Below are 3,613 nucleotides of genomic sequence, written 5' to 3' on the forward strand. Positions count from 1 at the left end.
TTGTGAGGGGAGTACAGCCGTGCGCGCCCCCCCCGGCCCGGCAACCGGCGGGCCCCCCCGGCCGCGCCGGCGCCGGCACCGGCCGGGGCGTTGAACGTGTTGATCGTCGGCGTGGACGGCAACGCCGACCGGCAGGTCCGGCGCGCCGACTCGGTGCTGCTGGTGCACATCCCGGCCGACCGCAGCCGCCTCTATCTGGTCTCGCTCCCGCGTTACCTGGAGGTCACCGTCCCAGGCAAGGGGACGCAGCATCTCAACGCGGCGTTCTCGTTCGGCGCCGGCGAGCCGCGGCCCGACCTCGACCGGGGCTACCGGGCCACCCGGGACGCGGTGGCGGACGCCCTCGGCGTACGGATCGACGCCGGCGGGGCGCTCACCTATCCGGCGGTGCGGGAGCTCACCAACCTCATCGGCGGTGTCCGGGTCTGCCTGCCGCAGCGGGTCCGTTCGATACACACCGGCCGGGTCTTCCCGGCGGGCTGCCAGCAGCTCAACGGGAGCGACTCGGTGGACCTGCTCCGCCAGCGGATCGAACTGCCCGACGGCGTGCTGGACCGGGACCGCAACGCCGAGCGGTACGCCGCCGGCCTGCTCCGCGGGCTCCAGGAGCGGGACACCTTCACCAACCCGCTCTTCCTCAGCCAGTTGCTGCAGCACCTCAGCGCCGGGGTGGTCGCCGACACCGGCGACACCTCTCTCGCGGCACTGGGCTCGGTGGCGGCGCAGGCCGCCCACGCGGAGCCGGTCGGCGTGGTCCTGCCCGGCGAGCATGTGGAGAAGCCGGGCAACACCAGCTTCCGGCTCGATCCTCGCCTCGGGCCGGGTTTCCTCGACGCGCTGCGCACCGACCGGCTGGGCGAGTGGATCAGCGCCCACCCCGGGCAGGTCACCGGGCTGCGCTGACCAGGGGAGGGGCCATCGGCCCCTCCCCGGCACGTCAGCGGTAGTCGTCCTCGTCGGCGGCGACCACCCGGGCCTGCTCCATCGCGTCCCAGTCGCCGACCTCCAGGCCGCGGTGCGGCTCTCCGTCGGCGTCGTCCGGGGCCACCGCCACCGCCTGCTCGACCGCGTCGGCCGGCTCCGCCTCCAGGTCCCGCTCTTCCGGAGCGAGGTGGTCGCTCGGGGCGAAGTCCTCGTCGGGCTGACCCATCGTCCCTCCCTGGATCTCGGTGCGGACAGTTACCACCACACCGTACGGCCTGGTGCCGGGCAGCGCTCGGAGCCGGCCCGAACCGGCGGGCGGCGCGGGCGGGCCCGCGACGCGGCGGACTCGGCGGGTTTTCCCGCCCGGCGCGGTACCCGATGCCAGGATGATGGGGTGGGCTTCCTGATCCGACTGGTGATCACGGCCATCGCGTTGTGGATCACCACGCTGATCGTGCCCGGCGTGGCGGTGACCGGCCGGAACGGGGCGAACACGGCCCTCACCCTGCTCGCGGTGGCGCTCATCTTCGGTGTGGTCAACGCGGTGCTCAAGCCGGTCATCAAGGTGTTCGGCTGTGTGTTCTACCTGATCACGCTCGGTCTGTTCGCGCTCGTGGTCAATGCCCTGCTGTTCCTTCTCACCGACTGGATCGCCCGTCAGCTGCACCTGCCGTTCCATGTCGACGGCTTCTGGGCCGCCTTCTGGGGCGCCATCGTGATGGCGGTGGTGAGCTGGCTGATCAGCGTCGCCGTGCCGGACCACCTGGACCGCTCGTGAGCGGTTTCCGGGTCGGTTGTGCCCGCCGCCGGCTTCTACGGGATACTGCCCGCGGTGGACAGCGCGGTCCGGCGCACCCAAGGAAGACAGCGGCCTGCACGGCCGAGAGCGGTAAGTAAGGAGCGTTCGACATGCCCATCGCTTCCCCCGAGGCTTACGCGGAGATGCTGGACCGGGCCAAGGCCGGTCGGTTCGCGTACCCGGCGATCAACGTGACCTCCTCGCAGACGCTGAACGCGGCGCTCAAGGGCTTCGCCGACGCGGAGAGCGACGGCATCATCCAGGTCTCCACCGGCGGCGCCGAGTACCTGTCCGGCCCGTCGATCAAGGACATGGTGACCGGCGCGACGGCGTTCGCCGCGTACGCCCACGAGGTGGCCAAGAACTACCCGGTCAACATCGCGCTGCACACCGACCACTGCCCGAAGGACAAGCTGGACAAGTTCGTCCGGCCGTTGATGGGCATCTCCCAGGAGCGGGTGAAGAACGGCCAGGAGCCGCTGTTCCAGTCGCACATGTGGGACGGTTCGGCCGTGCCGGTGGCCGAGAACCTGGAGATCGCCGAGCAGCTCCTCACCGAGGCCGCCAAGGGCAAGATCGTCCTCGAGATCGAGGTCGGCGTCGTCGGCGGCGAGGAGGACGGCGTCGAGAACGCCATCAACGAGAAGCTCTACACCACCGTCGAGGACGGTCTGGCCATGGTCGAGGCGCTCGGCCTCGGCGAGAAGGGCCGCTACATGGCGGCGCTGACCTTCGGCAACGTGCACGGCGTCTACAAGCCGGGCAACGTCAAGCTCCGCCCGCAGGTGCTGCACGACATCCAGGTGGCGGTCGGCGCCAAGTACGGCAAGGAGAAGCCGCTCAGCCTGGTCTTCCACGGCGGTTCCGGCTCGCTGCTGTCTGAGATCCGCGAGGCGCTGGACTACGGCGTGGTGAAGATGAACATCGACACCGACACCCAGTACTGCTTCACCCGCCCGGTCGCGGACCACATGTTCCGCAACTACGACGGCGTGCTCAAGGTGGACGGCGAGGTCGGCAACAAGAAGATGTACGACCCGCGGGTCTGGGGCAAGGCCGCCGAGGCCGGCATGGCCGCCCGGGTCGTCGAGGCCTGCGAGGCCCTGCGCTCCACCGGCACCAAGATGAAGTGACCTGAAGAAAAAGGAGGGGCCCCGAGGGGCCCCTCCTTTTTCATGCCGTCAGTACCCGGACCGCCTCGCGGACGTCGTCGGTCAGGTGCACGGTGGCCGAGAGGTCGCCGAACGGGGAGGCGGCGAAGAGCGGCCGCAGCAGTGCCTCGACGGGCAGCTCCGTGGTCCAGTACGCCCGGTCCAGGAAGACGTACGCCCCGCTCGCCCCGTCGGTGCCGTAGTAGGTCTTGGTGGCCGCCTGGAACACCTCCTGCACGGTCCCGGCCCGGCCCGGCGCGAAGACGATGCCGCCCCGGGCGAGCCGCAGGATGGTGTCCTCCCGGATCGCGTTGGAGAAGTACTTGGCGATCCGCCCGGCGAAGAGGTTCGCCGGCTCGTGCCCGTACAACCAGGTGGGGATGGCCAGGCCGCCGGAGCGGGCCCATTCGGTGCCGGCGGCGGCCGGGCGCGGGGTCGGGAGCGTGGGTCCGGCCGCGTACCTCGCCCGGACCCGCAGCGCCGCCTCCGTGTAGCGGTCGTGGTCGGTGAAGTCGGGCGCGGTGGCCAGCACGTCGATCGCCGCGGTCAGCTCCTCCGCCGGCCACGCGGCCAGGAAGGCGCCCAGGTTGGCCGCCTCCATCACGCCCGGGCCGCCGCCGGTCACCACCAGCCGGTCGGCCCGCGCCAGCTCCCAGCCCAGCACCGCCGCCATCCGGTACGCGGCACTGCCGCGGTGCACCGCGTGCCCGCCCATCACGCCCACCACCGACTGCGGCCC

5 protein-coding genes are annotated in these 3,613 nt (G+C 71.5%); 3 read left to right on the top strand and 2 right to left on the bottom strand.

Annotation, left to right across the window (positions count from 1 at the left end; all coding sequences use genetic code 11):
* The first annotated feature begins 96 nt into the window (after positions 1-96).
* A complete protein-coding gene (locus ACWEVO_RS32465) occupies positions 97-903 on the top strand; it encodes an LCP family protein (RefSeq protein ID WP_452311262.1) in 807 nt (268 codons plus the stop codon).
* A gap of 34 nt (positions 904-937) precedes the next feature.
* Here ACWEVO_RS32465 and ACWEVO_RS32470 read toward each other — a convergent pair whose 3' ends face one another.
* Positions 938-1,150, bottom strand: a complete 213-nt coding sequence (locus ACWEVO_RS32470; protein WP_452311263.1) for a hypothetical protein — start codon at positions 1,148-1,150, stop codon at positions 938-940.
* 168 nt (positions 1,151-1,318) lie between these two features.
* Here ACWEVO_RS32470 and ACWEVO_RS32475 point away from each other — a divergent pair, with 168 nt between their 5' ends.
* Both ACWEVO_RS32475 and fbaA read left to right on the top strand, forming a co-directional pair.
* Complete coding sequence (locus ACWEVO_RS32475; RefSeq protein WP_452311264.1) at positions 1,319-1,702, top strand: phage holin family protein; 384 nt, start codon at positions 1,319-1,321, stop codon at positions 1,700-1,702.
* Between the two features lie 131 nt (positions 1,703-1,833).
* Positions 1,834-2,856 (top strand): class II fructose-bisphosphate aldolase, encoded by a 1,023-nt coding sequence (fbaA, locus tag ACWEVO_RS32480; RefSeq protein WP_452311265.1) that lies wholly within the window; start codon positions 1,834-1,836, stop codon positions 2,854-2,856.
* Between the two features lie 40 nt (positions 2,857-2,896).
* Here the strand turns inward: fbaA and ACWEVO_RS32485 are convergent.
* Positions 2,897-3,613 (bottom strand): LOG family protein (locus ACWEVO_RS32485; RefSeq protein ID WP_452311266.1); only part of this gene is annotated, 717 nt, incomplete at its 5' end.

This window comes from Micromonospora sp. NPDC003776 (assembly GCF_053605645.1).